General features: G+C 70.5%; 15 protein-coding genes and 2 tRNA genes. 10 read left to right on the top strand and 7 right to left on the bottom strand.

The genetic code is table 11. From position 1 onward, the window contains the following. Window positions 1-523 precede the first annotated feature (523 nt). Entirely contained in the window at window positions 524-1,036 is a 513-nt protein-coding gene (locus FB471_RS14940; protein ID WP_170220813.1) for an rRNA adenine N-6-methyltransferase family protein, read from the top strand. Window positions 1,037-1,157: 121 nt separating this feature from the next. Here the strand turns inward: FB471_RS14940 and FB471_RS14935 are convergent, their stop codons facing one another. After that, window positions 1,158-1,421: a hypothetical protein gene (locus FB471_RS14935; protein WP_246076409.1), complete on the bottom strand. Its 264-nt coding sequence runs from the start codon at window positions 1,419-1,421 to the stop codon at window positions 1,158-1,160. Between the two features lie 319 nt (window positions 1,422-1,740). Here FB471_RS14935 and FB471_RS14930 point away from each other — a divergent pair, with 319 nt between their 5' ends. After that, window positions 1,741-2,454 carry a DUF4328 domain-containing protein gene (locus FB471_RS14930; protein WP_141998839.1) on the top strand — a complete coding sequence of 238 codons (714 nt, stop codon included), beginning with the start codon at window positions 1,741-1,743 and terminating at the stop codon, window positions 2,452-2,454. Window positions 2,455-2,617: 163 nt separating this feature from the next. Further along, window positions 2,618-3,727: an MBL fold metallo-hydrolase gene (locus FB471_RS14925; protein ID WP_141998837.1), complete on the top strand. Its 1,110-nt coding sequence runs from the start codon at window positions 2,618-2,620 to the stop codon at window positions 3,725-3,727. Window positions 3,728-3,734: 7 nt separating this feature from the next. On the opposite strand, the gene FB471_RS14920 is transcribed toward FB471_RS14925, so the two are convergent. Together FB471_RS14920 and FB471_RS14915 are read right to left on the bottom strand one after the other, a co-directional pair. Further along, the gene (locus FB471_RS14920) at window positions 3,735-4,379 is read right to left on the bottom strand and encodes a response regulator transcription factor (protein ID WP_141998835.1); all 645 of its coding nucleotides are present in this window, start codon (window positions 4,377-4,379) and stop codon (window positions 3,735-3,737) included. Then, window positions 4,367-5,542, bottom strand: a complete 1,176-nt coding sequence (locus tag FB471_RS14915) for a sensor histidine kinase (RefSeq protein ID WP_141998833.1) — start codon at window positions 5,540-5,542, stop codon at window positions 4,367-4,369. Before FB471_RS14915 ends, FB471_RS14920 begins: the two co-directional genes overlap by 13 nt. Window positions 5,543-5,682: 140 nt before the next feature. Here FB471_RS14915 and FB471_RS14910 point away from each other — a divergent pair, with 140 nt between their 5' ends. Beyond that, complete coding sequence (locus FB471_RS14910) at window positions 5,683-6,390, top strand: DedA family protein (RefSeq protein ID WP_141998830.1); 708 nt, start codon at window positions 5,683-5,685, stop codon at window positions 6,388-6,390. Here FB471_RS14910 and FB471_RS14905 read toward each other — a convergent pair. Both FB471_RS14905 and lon read right to left on the bottom strand, forming a co-directional pair. Further along, the gene (locus tag FB471_RS14905; protein ID WP_141998828.1) at window positions 6,356-7,510 is read right to left on the bottom strand and encodes an alkaline phosphatase PhoX; all 1,155 of its coding nucleotides are present in this window, start codon (window positions 7,508-7,510) and stop codon (window positions 6,356-6,358) included. The two genes, FB471_RS14910 and FB471_RS14905, sit on opposite strands and share 35 nt — an antisense overlap. A 149-nt stretch (window positions 7,511-7,659) precedes the next feature. Continuing rightward, window positions 7,660-10,074, bottom strand: a complete 2,415-nt coding sequence (lon, locus tag FB471_RS14900) for an endopeptidase La (protein ID WP_141998825.1) — start codon at window positions 10,072-10,074, stop codon at window positions 7,660-7,662. Between the two features lie 301 nt (window positions 10,075-10,375). Between lon and FB471_RS14895 the strand changes: the two genes are divergently transcribed. The 6 genes from FB471_RS14895 (at window position 10,376) to FB471_RS14870 (ending at window position 14,744) form a co-directional block, all read left to right on the top strand. After that, window positions 10,376-13,036 carry a putative bifunctional diguanylate cyclase/phosphodiesterase gene (locus FB471_RS14895; protein ID WP_141998823.1) on the top strand — a complete coding sequence of 887 codons (2,661 nt, stop codon included), beginning with the start codon at window positions 10,376-10,378 and terminating at the stop codon, window positions 13,034-13,036. A 78-nt stretch (window positions 13,037-13,114) separates the two neighbouring features. Continuing rightward, window positions 13,115-13,187, top strand: a tRNA-Thr gene (locus tag FB471_RS14890). 150 nt (window positions 13,188-13,337) lie between these two features. Then, window positions 13,338-13,411: transfer RNA gene (locus tag FB471_RS14885), tRNA-Met, on the top strand. A 149-nt stretch (window positions 13,412-13,560) separates the two neighbouring features. Further along, window positions 13,561-13,725, top strand: a complete 165-nt coding sequence (gene rpmG / locus FB471_RS14880) for a 50S ribosomal protein L33 (protein ID WP_141998821.1) — start codon at window positions 13,561-13,563, stop codon at window positions 13,723-13,725. A 156-nt stretch (window positions 13,726-13,881) separates the two neighbouring features. Then, a complete protein-coding gene (locus FB471_RS14875) occupies window positions 13,882-14,331 on the top strand; it encodes an FAS1-like dehydratase domain-containing protein (RefSeq protein WP_141998819.1) in 450 nt (149 codons plus the stop codon). After that, window positions 14,328-14,744, top strand: a complete 417-nt coding sequence (locus FB471_RS14870; RefSeq protein WP_141998817.1) for a MaoC family dehydratase — start codon at window positions 14,328-14,330, stop codon at window positions 14,742-14,744. The genes FB471_RS14875 and FB471_RS14870 overlap by 4 nt, the downstream gene beginning before the upstream one ends. Here FB471_RS14870 and FB471_RS14865 read toward each other — a convergent pair. Further along, window positions 14,741-15,589, bottom strand: a complete 849-nt coding sequence (locus FB471_RS14865; RefSeq protein ID WP_141998815.1) for an SGNH/GDSL hydrolase family protein — start codon at window positions 15,587-15,589, stop codon at window positions 14,741-14,743. The two genes, FB471_RS14870 and FB471_RS14865, sit on opposite strands and share 4 nt — an antisense overlap. 2 nt (window positions 15,590-15,591) lie before the next feature. Then, the gene (locus tag FB471_RS14860) at window positions 15,592-16,815 is read right to left on the bottom strand and encodes a pyridoxal phosphate-dependent aminotransferase (RefSeq protein ID WP_141998813.1); all 1,224 of its coding nucleotides are present in this window, start codon (window positions 16,813-16,815) and stop codon (window positions 15,592-15,594) included. Window positions 16,816-16,935: the final 120 nt, after the last annotated feature.

Below are 16,935 nucleotides of genomic sequence, written 5' to 3'. Positions count from 1 at the left end.
ATTATGGTCTCTCGCCCCGGATTCGAGTGCTTTTTTAACGAGAAAAGAAAGGGTGCTAGCGCAGGGCGGCTATGAAGGTGCCCTCTCACTGTTCAACGAGATCGAGTCACTGTACCTCGAAGGTGTCCGGGAAAGTGACCCTGCTTGGGATTGGTGGATCGATGAACGTGAGTTGGCATGGCATAAAGCGATGGCCATTCAGTCTCTTGGGCGAGGCAGCATCGCCATTACCGAGTTTGAACACTCCGTAGAAGCCACCGATCCGACGGAGACGCGGCAGTCAGTACCTACACCGTGCCTACCTACTTCAAGCTCAAGTAGACCTCGGGTCCTGGAACGATGCTACGGCGACCATCACGTCGCCACTCCCGCTGATTTCAGAGGTTGAGTCTACGCGAACGAAGGTTCTACTGCGTGATGCCATTGCTAAGGTGACGGCACGCGAGAAGGTGTTAAGTGAAATCGAGAGTGGAATAACCCAGCTCGGGATAGCATTGGACGAGGCGGGCGCAGAGGAGGCATGGTGAACAACGATGAACTGGGCTTACTTGCAGACCCAACCTTCGAACAGTACTTCCTGGTTTCGCCAGAAAAGCTGACGCTAATTTTCGATGCGGCAGGCATTCGTCCAGAAGACAAGGTGCTCGAAGTCGGAGCGGGAGCGGGAACGGTAGCCCGCCATATGCCGCCTTGCCAGAGCTTGACCGTGGTCGAACTGGATACTCGGCTGACCGAACTCCTGCGGCAAGCAGTCCCTCATGCCACCGTGCTCCAGGGAGATGCCCTCCGGCTGGTGCGTGAGCTGCCGCATGACGTGCTCATTGGCAACCTGCCCAACGTCGTGACGGAATCACTGATCGACGTGCTACCGGGTCTGCCGTTCCGCACTGCAGTGCTCGCAACGGGACACACGAACTTCGATCATCTGCGTCCAACGTTCGAGGTCAGCGAGGTAACGACGATCTCGGGCAGCGACTTCACACCACCGCAGCCAAGCGTGTCGAGGGTCGTCAAGCTCGCGCGGCGGGATGGCTAGCCTGATACTGCGGGAACGGGGTTCGAGACCCTGAGATGGCCGTAGACGGCCGAGTAGTCTCGGGCCCGCGCGGCATAGCTCTCCGGTGATCTCAGGGGCTGCATGCCGCCGGGAGTGCTGACTAGCGATCGGGTGCGCGTACGAGCAGGTCCTTGACCTCTGCCAGGTTGTCCTCGATCGAGCGGACGCGGGTGTTCGTGTCGCCCTGCTGCTGGGCCAGGGAGCGAAGCTGAGCCGTCGTTTCGGCTTGCTGCTGTGCCAAGGCTCGAAGCTGGGCCGCCTGCTCGCGCTGGTTTTCCCCCAGGGCGTTGACGGCCGCCAGCACCGCCCGATAGTCGGCGTGCTCGGCCTCCAGCGCGGCCACTCGTGCCTCCAGCTCAGCCATGCTCGCCATGCGGCGATACTACCGGCTGCGCTCACTGCATACGAGCGGTCCGGGCGGCTGCTGCTGGGTTGCTGGGTGCCCTGTCGCTAATGTGTCCCAGAGTTATCCCGGCGGGCAGTAAAAGTGCAGGTCAGGCCATGTTCGTGCGGCGCTCTGTAGATCAGCCGGTACGCCCCGCCGTCCTGCGCGCGCAGGACGGCGGGGCGTTTTCGCATGCCCGCCCACCGAGTGCGTTCAGCGGGGTGAAACGTAGTGCCGGCGGGGGGGCGATGCCCTGCGGGGTGCGGGGGGAGTCGCCGGCCGGGCAGAGGGGTGGGGCATGAGCGAGCCGGAATCGATCAGCGTGACCGCGGAGCCGGCGCCGGACGGCAAGGTGGTCCGGCCGATGAGCGGGATGGCGACGGTGGCCGCCGTGCTGATCGGGACGGCCACGGTCATGGCGGTCGCGAGCAGTTGGACCGCCTGGCGCTCCTACCTGGTGGTTCGCGACTACCTCGATGGCGTGCCCGGTGTGCTCGTGGCCGATCTGGACGCGGCCGACAACGCCTCGGCCGTCGTCGCCGGCCTCTACCTGGGTGCGTTGTCGCTGTCCGGCGTCGCCTTACTGGGGTGGCTGTGGCGGGCGCGATCCAACTCCGAGGCCATGACGATGGCCCAGCATCGCCGCGGACGGGGCTGGGTGGTCGGTGGCTGGTTCTGCCCGATCGTGAACTTCTGGGTTCCACCGATGATCATCAGCGACATCTGGAAGACGAGCAGGCCGGCCCCCGAGTGGACCACCTACGACCTCGGCCGCGTGCCGGGCACGCCGCTGATCGGTTGCTGGTGGGCGTCGGTGCTCGTGGCGGGCTTCCTCGACCGCTACGTCGCGGGCATCGTGCTGCGCGATCCCACCGTCGGCTCGCTGCACACCGCGGCCGTGGTCGGGACCGTCGGCACGGTCCTCACCCTTGGCGGCGCGGTGCTGATCATCATGATCATCCGGCGGATCACGGCCTGGCAGGAGGCCGCGCGCAGCCGGCCGCCGGGTTGATCACCGCGGCTCTCGCGACCTGGATGCCCGACCGGGCACGTGCACCACCGGTGACCCGCGGGTTGACCAGGACTGACCGGTAGGGGAACCCCTGCCGGCCCGCGCTGTCCCGGCCGCCGAACGGTGAGATCATGATGGCGCAGGCAGGACAAGGGAGAGGCGGATGAAGCTGGGTCGGGCACTGGGCACCGCGGCCGCCGCCACGGCGGCCGCGGCCGCGGGAGTCGCACTGCGCGATGTCCTGGTCGCCTTGGGCGGCAGGCCGAACGGCGCCGATCTCGAGCGGATACGGCGGTCCACCCGGTTCCGCGAAGGGAAGTTCCACAACCTCGCGCCCCGGCAGGTGATGCCGCCCGGTACCTACCGCAGGGTCCTGCGTGAGCTGCTGTTCGGCACGCAGACCCGACGCCCGGTGGCCGCCGTGCCGATCGCCCGCCCCGAACCCGCGCCGCGCGGCGGACCCGGGGAGCTGTACCTCACCTGGTACGGGCACGCCTCCGCCCTGGCCGAGATCGACGGTGGCCGGGTGCTGTTCGATCCGGTGTGGAGCGAGCGCTGCTCACCGGCCGGCTTCCTGGGGCCGCGGCGGCTGCACGCGCCGCCCTGCCCGCTGGCGGACCTACCGCCGCTGGACGCCATTGTCATCTCGCACGACCACTACGACCACCTCGACCTGGCCAGCGTGCGCGTGCTCACCGGCACCCAGGACGCGCCCTTCGTGGTCCCGCTCGGCGTCGGCGCCCACCTGCGGCGCTGGCGGGTGCCCGAGTCCAGGATCATCGAGCTGGACTGGGCCGAGCAGGTGGAACTCGGTGGCCTGCGGCTCACCGCGACCGCGGCACAGCACTTCTCCGGCCGGCGATTGACCAATGACGACACCCTGTGGGCATCCTGGGTGGTCGCCGGTCCCCGGCGCAGGCTGTTCTACACCGGAGACTCCGGCTACTTCGCCGGCTACGCCGCCATCGGCGCCGAGTACGGCCCCTTCGACGCCGCGCTGGTGCAGGTCGGGGCCTATGACGTGCACTGGCCGGATATCCACATGACCCCGGAGGAGGGGGTGCGGGCACACCTCGACCTGCGCGGCGGGCTGCTCGTCCCGGTGCACTGGGCGACCTTCAACCTCGCCCTGCACGACTGGACCGAACCGGCCGACCGGGTATGGACCGAGGCCAAGGCACAGGCGGTGCCGCTCGCGCTGCCACCCCCGGGCGAGCGGATCGACGTCGACGACCCACCACCGGTGGACGGCTGGTGGCAGACCCTGGCCTGATCCGCGCTCAGCTACCCAGGTAACGCAGCACGGCCAGCACCCGCCTGCTGAAGCCGGTGGTGTGCGCCAGCCCCAGTTTGTCGAAGATCGCGTTGACGTGCTTCTCCACCGCGCTCTGCGAGACATAGAGCCGGCCGGCGACACCGGCGTTGGTGTGGCCCTGCGCCATCAGCGCGAGCACGTCCTGCTCGCGCTCGGTCAGCTTGCCGAGCGGATCGGTGTGGCTGGTGCGCGCCAGTAGCCTGCGCACCACCTCCGGATCGAACGCGGCACCCCCCGCGCCCACCCGTTCCAGCGCGTCCAGGAACTCCCCGACCTGGGTCACCCGGTCCTTGAGCAGGTAGCCGACCCGGCCGTGCTCCCCGGTGATCAACTCGGTGGCGTACCGCTTCTCCACGTACTGGGACAGCACCAGCACCCCGACCTCCGGCCAGCGCTCGCGGATCTCCAGCGCCGCGCGCAGGCCCTCGTCGGTGTGTGTCGGCGGCATCCGGATGTCGGTGACGATCACGTCCGGCCGGTACGCGCCGGTGGCGGACAGCAGCCCCTGCCCGTCGCCGACCGAGGCCACCACCTCGTGCCCCTCCTCGGCCAGCAGCCGCGCCAGTCCCTCCCGCAGCAGCGTCGAGTCCTCGGCGATCACCACCCGCACGCCTGCCCCTCCCCGTCCGCGGTCGGCAGGTGTGCGGTGACGGTGGTGGGGCCGCCGAGTGGGCTGTGCACCGTGAACTCGCCGTCGGCGGCGGCGACCCGGCGGCGCAGGCCGGAAAGCCCGCCGCCGTCCGGCCGCGCGCCGCCGATCCCGTCGTCCTGGATCACGGTGACCAGCGCCGCATCCGCGGGCCGCACGTCCACCTCGATCCGGGTCGCCGCCGCATGCTTGATCGCGTTGGTGACCGCCTCGGACACCACGAAGTACGCGATCGTCTCGGTCGCCGTGTCCACCCGCTCGGCGAACCGGTAGCGCAGCACCACCGGCACGCTGGAGTGCTCGGCCAGCGACTCCAGCGCGCTGTGCAGCCCGCCCTCGTCCAGCGCCACCGGATACACCCGCCACGCCACCTCCCGCAGGTCCAGCAGCGCCTGCTGGGCCTGCTCGTGCGCCTGCCGCAGCAACTCCCCGGACCGTTCGGGGGCGCCTGCCCGCCGGGCTCTGCCCAGGATCATGCCGAGGGTGACCAGCCGCTGCTGCACCCCGTCGTGCAGGGCACGCTCGATCCGCCGCCGCTCGTCGTTGACCGCCTCCACCACTTCTGCCCGGGTAGAGGTGAGCACCGACACCCTGCGCCGCAACAGCTCCTGGTTCGTTGGACTGAGAAGATGCTTGGCTAGCCTGCGGTCCAGCGTAGCGACACCCAAGAGACCTTGCACCGCAAGAAAAGCAAGCAGGCCGCCGAACAGCACGAGCACGATCGGGTCGTACCAGTCCAGCGACTCGCCACCGCCGATCGGGCGCCCGGACACCGCCTGCCAGGCCATGATCGCGACGGAGACCGCGCCGTAGAGCATCAGCAGGAAGGTGCCGGCGCCGAGACCGCCCACAATGGACCTCAGCGCCAGGTACCGTAGCCCGCGACCGGGCGAGTACTCGGCGGGCACCTCGTCCCCGAAGTACCGCGCCAGCCGCACGCGTTCCCACTCCACCAGTGCCCGGACACCGGCGGCCACCCGCGGCCGGGCCGCGGGTAGGGCCAGCCACGGCGCGGCGAGCACCGCGAAGGACAGCTCGGCGAACGCGGCCGCGGCCCCGAGCGCCAGCCCGGCGGTGCCCCTGGCGAGGCCGCGTACCGGGCCCTCGCCCAACGGAATGGACATACCCGCAGGTTAGCCGGGGCGCCCGGACCGGCGAACTGTGGTTTTCCGCAAGGTGCCCTGCCGCGAACCCCAGCGCCCGCGCGCCCGGACCGGCCTAGCTTCGACAGCCGTCCGACCACCTACCGCGGGAAAGGCCGTTCATGACCATGCATCTGGCAGCAGCCCCCGAACCCGTCGACGGTCTTGCCGGCTGGGCCGTGGACCTGATGGCGTCGCTCGGCGGGCCGGGCGCCGCCGTGATCGTCGGACTGGACAACCTGTTCCCGCCGATCCCCAGCGAGATCGTGTTGCCGCTGGCCGGGTTCTCCGCCAGCCAGGGCACCTTCAGCCTTGCCGGCGCCCTGCTGTGGACCACCGTCGGCTCGGTGCTCGGCGCGATCCTCGTGTACTACCTCGGCGCGCTGCTCGGCCGCGAGCGCACCAGGGCGATCGTGGTCCGGATCCCGCTGGTCAAGGTGGGCGACTTCGACCGCACCGAGGCCTGGTTCGCCCGGCACGGCGCCAAGGCGGTGTTCCTCGGCCGGATGGTGCCGCTGTTCCGCAGCTTCATCTCGCTACCGGCGGGGATCGAGCGGATGCCGGTGTGGCGGTTCCTCGGCCTGACCACGCTCGGCAGCCTGCTGTGGAACACCATCTTCGTGGTTGCCGGGTACACCCTCGGCGAGAACTGGCACCTGGTCGAGGACTACTCCGGGATCGTGCAGAAGGTCGTGATCGGCGCGGTGGTGCTGGCCGTCGCCGGGTTCGTCGTCATCCGGCTGCGGGACCGGCGCCACGGCGACGGCCGGCACGACACCGAGGCCACTCGGCCGATCAGGTCCGGAAAGGGCCGGTCACCTCGTAGGTGATTCCGCCGCTGGAGGAACCGGAGGTGCCACGTTGCGAGGAGAAGTACAACCGGTCACCGGCCGGGGTGAAGGCCGGGCCGGTGATCTCCGAGGAACCCTGCCCGGTCACCCGCAGGAACGGCGCCACGATGTCGTCCGGGGTGATGACGCAGATCTCCATGTTGCCGCCGTCCTCGGCAACGTACAGGTCGCCGAAGCCGGACCCCGTGACGTTGTCCACTCCGGACAGCGGGGGCGAGCCGGGGTCGACAAGGCTGTCGTCGTAGGCCAGCTCGTAGGTACCGCCGGCGAGGTCGAGCTGCCACACCCGGTTGTCGCCCTTGGTGGTGAACCAGGCGGTGTCGTTCGCGTAGTGCAGGCCCTCGCCGCCGTCGAAGGACTTCGACCCGGGCACCTGGTGCCGGGTCGCGGTTGGCGAGCCGTCCGGGTCCGGCACGGTGGCCCAGCCGAAGCCGCCGGACGTCCCTCCGTCCGCGACCAGCACCTGCAGCGTGCCCGCGGACAGGTCGCCCCAGGTGTCCGGGATGAACCGGTAGAACCGCCCGTCCGAGACGTCCTCGGTCATGTACACCACCTTGCGCACCGGGTCCGCCGCGGCCGCCTCGTGCTTGAACCGGCCCATCGCCGGGCGCCGCACCGCGGCCGAGGCCGGGCCCCACGGGTCGGTCTCGTAGACGTAGCCGCGGTCGATCTCCTCGCAGGAAAGCCAGGTGTTCCATGGCATGGCGCCGCCGGCACAGTTCACCCTGGTCCCGTTCAGGATCCGGTAGGCGCCGGTGATGTTGCCGCTGGCGTCGAACCGGACGGCGCCGGCCCCGCCGCCGAAGTAGACCTCGGAGTTGGACACGTAGATCCAGCCGGAGCCATCGGCGAACACCGCGCCACCGTCCGGGGCCTCATGCCAGGTGTAACCCGCGACCCGCTCGCCGGAGCGGGCGATCACCCGGCTGGTGAAGCCATCCGGGAGCCGGATCCCGTTGCCGTCGGCGGGCTGGAGCGGCCCGTACGGGCTGGGCCCGTTCTGCGCGGGCGCGGCCATGGCCGAGGGGGTCAGTGTGTTGCCGAAGGCCGCGACGCCGACACCGATCGTCGCCGCACGTAGGAAGTTCCGTCGTCGCACTGCGTCCTCCTGTGCCGCTGGGGTGGGAGCGCAACGGAAGGTACGAGAACAACCACTCCAGGTAGGTTCCGGCAGTGAACGGCCGGATGAACTTCCGGCGAAACAGGTGTCCCCCTGGCCAGTTCCAGCCAGGGGGACACCCACCGGGCTCACGCCGCCTGCGGCAGCGGGGTGGCGGCCGGGGTGAGCGCCAGGTCCAGCACCTCGCGCACGCTGGACACCGGGTGCACCTCCAGCGCGGCGAGCACCTCGGCAGGCACGTCGTCCAGGTCCGGCTCGTTACGCTGCGGGATGATCACCGTGGTGATCCCGGCCCGGTGCGCGGCGAGCAGCTTCTGCTTCACCCCGCCGATCGGCAGCACCCGGCCGGTCAGCGACACCTCCCCGGTCATCGCCACGTCCGCGCGGGCCACCCGCCCGGACAGCAGCGAGGCCAGCGCCGTGGTCATGGTGACCCCGGCGGACGGCCCGTCCTTGGGCACCGCCCCCGCCGGAACGTGGACGTGCACCCCGCGATCCTTCAGGTCGGCCACCGGCAGTTCCAGCTCGGCGCCGCGGGAACGCAGGTAGGAGAGCGCGATCTGGGCCGACTCCTTCATCACCTCGCCCAGCTGGCCGGTCAGCGACAGCCCGGTGCCCCCGGACTCCGCGTCGGCGAGCGACGCCTCCACGTACAACACGTCACCACCGGCACCGGTCACCGCCAGCCCCGTCGCCACGCCGGGGATCGCGGTGCGCTGGCTACCCACGGGCAGGGACGACTCCGGCAGGTGCCGCGGTCGCCCGAGGTAGCCGTCCAGGTCCGCCGCGTCCACCGTCACCGGCAGGGTCAACTCGTCCAGCGCCGCCCTGGTGGCGATCTTGCGGAGCACCTTCGCGATGGTGCGGTTCGCGTCCCGGACCCCGGCCTCCCGGGTGTACTCGGCCGCGATCCGGCTCAGCGCCGTATCGGTGAGCCGCACGTCCTCCTGGCCGAGCCCGGCCCGCTCCAGCTCCCTCGGCAGCAGGTGGTCGCGGGCGATGGTGACCTTCTCGTGCTCGGTGTAGCCGTCCAGCGACACCAGTTCCATCCGGTCCAGCAGCGGCCCGGGGATGGTCTCCACCGCGTTCGCGGTGGCCAGGAAGACCACATCGGACAGATCCAGCTCGACCTCGAGGTAGTGGTCGCGGAAGGTGTGGTTCTGCTCGGGATCCAGCACCTCCAGCAGCGCCGCGGTCGGGTCGCCCCGGTAGTCGGCGCCCACCTTGTCCACCTCGTCCAGCAGCACCACCGGGTTCATCGACCCGGATTCCTTGATGGCCCGCACGATCCGGCCGGGCAGCGCCCCCACGTAGGTGCGCCGGTGCCCGCGGATCTCGGCTTCGTCCCGGATCCCGCCGAGTGCCACCCGGACGAAGTTGCGGCCCATCGCCTTCGCCACCGACTCCCCGAGCGAGGTCTTACCGACCCCGGGCGGCCCCGCCAGCGCCAGGACGGCTCCGGAACGCCGCCCGCCGAGCTGGCCCTTGCCCGCCTCGGCCCGCCGCTTGCGCACCGCCAGGTACTCGATGATCCGTTCCTTCACGTCGGCCAGCCCGGCGTGGTCGGCGTCCAGCACCTCGCGGGCACCGGCGATGTCGTGCACGTCGGTGGTCCGCTCGTTCCACGGCAGGTCCAGCACGGTGTCCAGCCAGGTGCGGATCCAGCCGCCCTCGGGGGACTGCTCCGAGGTCCGGTCCAGCTTGTCCACCTCGGCCAGCGCGGCCTTGTGCACGTGTTCGGGCAGGTCGGCCGCCTCGATCCTGGCCCGGTAGTCCTCGTCACCCTCGCCGCCGGGCTCCCCGGTGAGCTCGCTGAGCTCCTTGCGGATCGCCTCCAGCTGGCGGCGCAGCAGGAACTCCTTCTGCTGCTTCTCCATGCCCTCCGCGACGTCCTTGCGGATGGTGTCGCTGACCTCGAGCTCGGCCAGGTATTCCCGGCCGGACTCCAGTGCCTTCTCCAGCCGCTCGGTCACGTCCAGCGTGCGGAGCAACTCGAGCTTCTGCGTCGCGCTCAGGTACGGCGCGTTGCCCGCCAGATCCGCGATCGCGGACGGCTGCTCCACCTGCTGCACCGCGTCCAGCATCTGCCAGACCTCGCGTTGCTGAAGCAGGGAGACCACCACCGACTTGAACTCGGCGGCCAGCTCGGCCGCGCGCTCGCCGGTGGGCGGCTCGACGGCCTCCTCGGCGTGCACCCAGCGGGCCGCGCCCTGGCCGGCGCCGGTCTCGCCGACGAAGGCCCGCCGGGTACCGCGCACGAGTGCCGCCGTGCCACCGCCGGGCACCCTGCCGACCCGCTCCACGGTGGCCACGGTGCCGATCTCGGCGTACTCGCCTTCCAGCCGCGGCACGATCAGCACCTCGGCCTTGGCCACCGACGCCGAACGGATCCCGGGCAGCGCGCTCGCGTTCGGCGCGCCTGCCCGCGCCGACTCCACCGCCGCGCTGCTCTCCGCCGCACCGAGGTCCAGCGGTACCACCATGCCCGGCAGCACCACGTCGTCGTCCAGCGGAAGGATGGGTAGGAGCTGGGTTGCGCTCATTGTCACGCTCCTCGCTTGTTGAGTTCACTCGGCTCAACCTTGCGAAGAGTGACTTTGTTTCCGCCGATCGTTCGCTGCGAGCGAGCGACTTCGGCGGAATAATCGCCTCGTTACCCGCGGCGAAGGAGAACGTGGTTGTCGTCACCCGGTGGTCGGCCTCGATCGCCGTTGTTGATCCCCTGTTAACTCTCGGCTGATCTGATGATGGCCGGAACGAGGCCGAAATACGCCCTCCGGGGTACAGTAGGGCCCTTCGTTCGCCCCGGCATCACTGCCGGCGAGCAGACGGGAAGGAGGTTGCATGCCGGAGCCATACGGCGGACCCGCCGGTTCCTACTCGGCTGCAGCTAACTCTTCTCCGGCACCTCCGAGTGGATCGACCGGCATGACTGGTTCGGCCGACACGACACCGTCTTCGGGACATTCGGATGAGTGGCGGTTCCGTATCTACACCATTCTGGTGCTCTCGGCCGGTATTGCCGCCGCGGTCGCCGTATCCCGGTGGCTGCCCTTCGAATGGTCGGCCGACCTGTGGTGGATCGGTCCGCTGCTCGCGGTCGCCTTCCTGCTCGCCGAGCAGCTCGGCATCAACGTCGACGTACGCAGCGGCATCTCCTGGACCATCTCGTTCACCGAGATCCCGCTGGTCATCGGCTTCTTCGTGGCGCCGTTCGAGGTGGTGGCCGCGGCACACCTCGTCGCCGGGATCGGCACCCTGCTGGTGCGCAGGGTGTCCGGAAGGGTGCTCTACAACGCCGGGGTGTTCCTGCTCGAGGTCACCAGTGCGTTCGCGGTCGCCGGGCTGGTCAAGCAGCTCGTCGGCGACCCCGGTATGCCGTGGATCGCGGCGCTCGCCGGAACCCTGACCGCGCCGCTGGCCAGCACGCTGCTGGCGCTGGCCGCGGTCCGCGTGCTGCGCCGCCGGATGCGGGTCACCACCGCACTGCGGCTGACCGGCCGCATCCTGGTCGTCGGCTTCGTGAACGCCTCGGTCGGGCTCTCCGGCTACCTGGTGATCGCCAACGTGCCGGCGGCCTGGCCGCTGGTGCTCGCCGTCTTCCTCGGCCTGTCCGCGCTCTACTGGGCCTACTCCGACCTGCTCCGCGAGCAACGCGACATGGAGGCGCTCTCCGACGTCAGCCTGATGGTCGCCAGGTCGGGGCACCAGGCCGCGGCCCGCCCCGCCAGTCGGGTGGAGGACCTGCGCCGTGGCGTCGACGTGGACGAGTGGGTCACCATCGCCGAGCGGATCAAGGACCAGCTCGCCGCCGGTCGCGTCGTGCTGCGGCTGCGGCTGGAACCGGACGACGCGATGCGCACCGTCGTCGTCGGCGAGTCACTGCCGCCCGGCGGGTTGCCTGCCGACGACCCGTTGCTGCGCCTGCCCGGCCCGCACGTACGGCACTTCCGGATCACCGAGGCCAACCCCGAGGTGCGGACGGCGCTGCTGGACCGCGGTGCGCAGGAAGCGCTGGTAGTGCCGTTGCGCAGTGCCAACCAGTTGCTCGGCGTGGTGGAGGCGCACGATCGGCTGTCCCGCTGGCGCGGCTTCGGCAAGTACGACATCCAGCTGCTCGGCACCATGGCCAGCCACCTGGCGACCTCGCTGGACAACCGCAGGCTGCTGGCCACGCTGCGGCACGACGCCTACCACGACCCGCTGACCGGGCTGCTCAATCGCCCCGGCTTCTGCCTGCTCGCCCGCGATCCGCTGCGCGAGCGGCCCAGCTCGGTGGTGCTGCGGGTGGACCTCGACGTGTTCTCCACGGTCAGCGACGCGCTGGGCTACACCTGGGCCGACCGCATGGTGATCGCGGCGGGCAGGCGGATGCGCGACACCCTCGGTCAGCAGGTCCCACTGGCCAGGCTGGAGGGCGCTTCCTTCGCCGCGCTGCTCGCCGACCACACCGCGCAGCAGGCGCACCAGGTCGCCGAGCGGCTGCGCGCCGAGCTGTCCGCGCCGTACCCGATGGAACGGCTGACCGTCGAGGCCAACGCCATGGTCGGCTACGCCGTCACCGTGGATGACAACCACGACCCGGTGGACATCGACGGCATGCTGCAACGCGCCGATATGGCCGTGCGGGCCACCCGCGGCGGCGAGGAGGTCCGCGGCTACGTGCCGAGCATGGGCCAGATCTTCATGCGCCGCTTCCAGATGGTCACCCAGTTCCGGCAGTCGCTCGAGGACGGCCAGGTCAGCGTGCACTACCAGCCGAAGGTGTCGCTGCCGAACCGGCACGTGCAGGGCGTCGAGGCGCTGGTGCGCTGGCAGCATCCGGAGTTCGGCAAGCTCGACCCGGACGAGTTCGTGCCCGCCGTCGAGGCCGCCGGTCTGATCGGGGTGCTCACCTCCTTCGTGCTCGAGCAGGCGCTGCGCCGGGTGCGCAAGTGGCTGGACGAGGGCCTGCGCATCTCCGCGGCGGTCAACCTGTCCGTGCGCAACCTCGCCGACGCCGAGTTCCCCGCCAAGGTCTCCGCCGCCCTCGGTCGGTTCGACGTCCCTCCGGAGCTGCTGACCTTCGAGCTGACCGAGTCCGGGGTGATGTCCGATCCGCAGCGCGCCCTCCCGATCCTGCGCGAGCTGCACGCGCTCGGCATCGTGCTCGCGGTGGACGACTTCGGCACCGGCTACTCCTCGCTCGCCTACCTGCGGCAGCTACCGGTCGACCAGGTCAAGATCGACAAGAGCTTCGTCCTCGGCATGGGCACCGACCTCGGCGACCTCGCCGTGGTCCGCTCCATCGTCGAGCTGGGCCACTCGCTCGGGCTCACCGTGGTGGCCGAGGGCGTCGAGGAGGACATCGCCCGCGACCAGTTGGAAGCCATGGGCTGCGATGTCGCGCAGGGCTACCTGATCTCCCGCCCGCTGTCCGAGGAGCGGCTGGAGGCCTGGCTGCAGGCGCGCACCGCCCGCTCGCCCGGGCGGCACGCCGAGACCGTGCTGACCTTGCTGACCTGAGGTTTCGGCGAATAGGCACCCCCGCCCGCGGCGGCAAGGAGGTCATTGTGTAACCTCTTCGAGGCTCCAGTTGAGCACGCCCCAATAGCTCAGTCGGCAGAGCGTCTCCATGGTAAGGAGAAGGTCTACGGTTCGATTCCGTATTGGGGCTCGCGAGTAGGCGAGCTGTGTCGGCGGAACACGCCGAACCGGCTCGCTTCGCAGTGTCTTCTGGGGGCGGGGCCCCCAGGCCCCACCCCGGGGGCAAGCCCCCGGACCCCCGGGACGTGGCTGGGGTGAGTGGTAGTCTCACCTTGGTTTTGGCGGGATAGCTCAGGTGGTTAGAGCACACGGCTCATAATCGTGGTGTCGCGGGTTCAAGTCCCGCTCCCGCTACGCGGATGGCCGGACTGTGTTGGCAGTGAGAGCCAACCCGTCCGCTTCGCAATCGCCCTGGGGGCGCGGCCCCCAGACCCCGCCCAGGGGCTCCGCCCCCTGGACCCCCGCTCCGGTGGGGGCCGTAGTGAGTAGAGAGAGGCTTTGCCGTGGCTGCCACCGACGTGCGACCGAAGATCACGATGGCGTGCGAGGAGTGCAAGCACCGCAACTACATCACCAACAAGAACCGGCGTAACGACCCGGACCGGTTGGAGATGAAGAAGTTCTGCCCGAACTGCGGTACGCACCGGGTGCACAAGGAGACGCGCTGACGCGTCCTTCGGATCTCGTCGAGGCCGTCCCCGTTCCGCGGGGGCGGCCTCGATGCTGTGGCGGTGGTTCCTTCTACCGGTCCTTCTTCCAGGCCGGTCACCGCCGCCCCCGCACCTACGACCTTCGCCTCAACCAGGCATCGGTAACCTGCGGATGTGCCACTGGATCCCTCCTTCATCGGCCGGGTCTACCCGCCGACGACCACGTACGAAGTCGGCCGCGAGAAGATCATCGAGTTCGCGGACGCGATCGGTGACGAGAGCCCGCTCTGCCGCGATCCGGACGCGGCCCGCGCGGCGGGTTACCCGGACGTGATCGCGTCGCCGACCTTCCTGACGATCATCAACCTGGCGGCGATCAACTCCATCGTCGCCGACCCCGACCTGGGGCTCGACTACGACCGGATGGTGCACGGGGACCAGCGCTTCGAGCATTCGAGGCCGGTGCACGCGGGTGACCGGCTGGCCCTGACCACCACCATCGAGGAGATCATGGCGCGCGCCGGGAACGACTTCATCAACCTGCGCGCCGACATCGCGGACGAGCACGGCGAGCCGGTGTGCACCACCCGTGCGCAGCTGGTGGTCCGGGGGGAGGCGCAGTGACCGGGACGCCCCTGGAGAAGGGCACCGAGCTGCCCCCGCTGTCCGTGCGGCTCACCAGGGAGCACCTGGTCCGTTACGCCGGCGCCGCGCTGGACTTCAACCCGATCCACTGGAACGAACGGTTCGCCAGGGAGGTCGGGCTGCCGGACGTGATCGCGCACGGCATGCTGACCATGGCGCTTGGCGGCAGGTTGGTCACCGACTGGCTCGGCGATCCGGGCCGGCTGATCGAGTACGGCGTGCGGTTCACCAGGCCGGTCGTGGTGCCCGACGACGGCGAGGGCGCGCTGGTCGAGTTCACCGGTAAGGTGGCCGAGCTGCGCGAGGACGGCCTGGCCCGCGTCGACATCACCGCCAAGTTCGACGGCAGGACCGTGCTCGGCAAGGCGCAGGCGTTCGTCCGGCCCGCTTAACCGTCCCCACCTCGCAGCTTCGCGAGCACCGCGTCCGCCATCCCGCGGTTGCCTCGCCGGTTCGGATGCAGCGGGGCGGCCTCGCCGCCCGGCCGCGGCCCCTCCACCCAGCGGGTGGGCGTGCAGACGTCGTGCTCGCGGCTCGGGCCCGCGGTGTCCACGAACTCGGCACCGTGCGCGCGGGCCTGCTCGGCGAGCATCGTGTTGAGTGAGCCGAGCCCCGCACGCAGGTAGGCGACATCGGCGGCGACATAGGGCAGCTCCGGCCAGCAGCCCGCACCCTCCGGCAGCACCGTCGGGTAGCCCACGACCAGCACTCTGGCCCGCGGCGCCGCGGCCGCGATCCGGTCCAGCGCGGTGGCCACCTTGCCGGCCGTCTCGGTCACCGCTTCGGCGATCCGGTCCCGGCCACCCGCGGTCAGCTCCGCTCGGCATGGCGCGGCATTCGGGGTCGGGGCCACGCAGTCGGCGGCGAAGCCGATGAAGTCCACGTCGTTGCCGCCGATGCCCAGAGTGACCAGGGTGGTCGCCTCGGTCAGCGCGTCCAGCTGCGGCGGGTTGGTGCCCTCCTCCGTTCGCTGCGGTGTGCTCAGGTGCGTGGTCCGCGCGCCGGCACAACTGACATCGGCGAACTCGGCGGGTCGCAGCTCGGCGGCGACCAGGTGCGGGTAGTTGGTGGTCGAGCGCGCGCAGCCCGGCGGGCCGGTGAGCCGCCCTGTCCCCGGCGCCGAGGTGTACGAGTCGCCGAGCGCCACGTACCGGTCGCTGGTCGCCTGCCGCCCCTCCGTGCCGCAGCCGGCCACGAGCACCGCGAGCAGGGCCGCCGCGGCCGTCCTGCCCCGCATGCTCAGCCCGCCTCCGCCAGCAGCCTCGCCACTCTGGCGATGCCGTCCACCAGCTCCTCCTCGGCCAGCGCGTAGGAGAATCGGAAGTAGCCGGGTGTGCCGAACGCCTCGCCCGGTACCACCGCCACCTCGGCCTCGCGCAGGATCAGCTCGGCCAGCTCCACGGTGCTCGCCGGGCGTTGCCCGCGCAGCGGCCTGCCCAGCAGGGCGCGCACCGAGGGGTAGGCGTAGAACGCGCCCTCCGGCGTCGGGCACTCGACCCCCGGGATCTCGCCGAGCAGCGACACGATTCGCCTGCGCCGCGCGTCGAAGGCCGCTCGCATCCGGGCCACCGCGTCCAACGGGCCGGCCACGGCCGCCAGCGCGGCTCGCTGGGACACGTTCGCGACGTTGCCGCACAGGTGCGACTGGTAGCCGGATGCCGCCGCGATCACGTCCGAGGGCCCGATCATCCAGCCGACCCGCCAGCCGGTCATCGAGTAGGTCTTGGCGACCCCGTTCAGCACCAGCGTCCGGTCCGCGAGCTCCGGAACCACCACCGGCAGCGACGCCGCCGTGGCGCCGTCGTAGACCAGGTGCTCGTAGATCTCGTCGGTGACCACCCAGATGCCCTGCTCGTGCGCCCACCTGCCGATGGCCTCGACCGCCTCCCGCGGGTACACCGCGCCGGTCGGGTTGGCGGGCGAGTTGAACAGCAGCGCCTTGGTCCGCGGGGTGCGTGCCGCCGCGAGCTGCTCGACGGTGACCAGGTAGCCGGTGGACTCGTCCGCGGTGACCTGCACCGGGATCCCGCCGGCGAGGGTGATCGACTCCGGATAGGTGGTCCAGAACGGCGCCGGCAGCAGGACCTCGTCGCCGGGGTCGAGCAGCGTGGCGAACGCGGAATAGACCGCCTGCTTGCCACCGTTGGTCACCAGTACCTGTGCCGGGTCGACCCGGTAGCCTGAGTCCCGCAGCGTCTTGTCGGCGATCGCCGCGCGGAGCTCGGGAAGTCCGGCCGCGGCGGTGTAGCCGTGGTTGGCCCGGTCCCGGACCGCGGCCGCCGCGGCCTCGACGATGTGCTCCGGGGTCGGGAAGTCCGGTTGGCCCGCGCCGAACCCGATCACCGGGCGGCCCTCCGCCCGCAGTGCCTTGGCCTTCGCGTCCACGGCCAGGGTGGCCGAGGGGGTGATCCCGGCGACCCTGGCGGACACCCGGGTGCTCGTGCTGCTCGTGGGAGTCGGCATGCATGCCATGTTGGCAGCAGGAGTGTCAACGGTTACCGCCGGTCCCACGCCCTCCGTCGGGTCTGTGGAGGGCGCGGTTGCGGGGTCGTTGGTGGCTTGCCGTAGACTGCCGAACTTGGA

The organism is Amycolatopsis cihanbeyliensis (genome assembly GCF_006715045.1).
Lineage (GTDB): Bacteria > Actinomycetota > Actinomycetes > Mycobacteriales > Pseudonocardiaceae > Amycolatopsis > Amycolatopsis cihanbeyliensis.
This window is presented reverse-complemented; position numbering and strand designations above follow the sequence as displayed.